Origin of the sequence: Psychrobacter sp. Cmf 22.2, assembly GCF_001921745.1 — a bacterium.
Classification (GTDB): domain Bacteria; phylum Pseudomonadota; class Gammaproteobacteria; order Pseudomonadales; family Moraxellaceae; genus Psychrobacter.
In genome coordinates this window covers 1-244 of sequence record NZ_MRYA01000074.1, presented here as the reverse complement: position 1 = coordinate 244, position 244 = coordinate 1, and the positions used below count along the sequence as shown (strand labels likewise).

General features: G+C 47.1%; 1 protein-coding gene. It reads left to right on the top strand.

Annotated elements, in window-relative coordinates; all coding sequences use genetic code 11:
• Window position 1: 1 nt before the first annotated feature.
• The coding region (locus tag BTV98_RS13360) for a twin-arginine translocase subunit TatC (protein WP_256713923.1) at window positions 2-244 on the top strand (243 nt) is incomplete at its 3' end.

The window sequence follows — 244 nt, the reverse complement described above, 5'->3', positions numbered from 1 at the left end:
TATCTTAAGCTCACTGGGCGATATGCCGATTACCGAGCATTTGATTGAGCTACGTCGGCATCTGATTAAGATATGCGTCGCGGTATTGGTGATATTTTTAGCCTTGGTCGGATTTTCACGCGAGCTGTATGATTTTTTATCTGACCCATTGGTTGCTCAGTTGCCCGCCAACTCGACGATGATTGCGACCGATATCACCTCTAACTTTATGGCACCGATACGCTTGACCATATTTGTCGCGGCC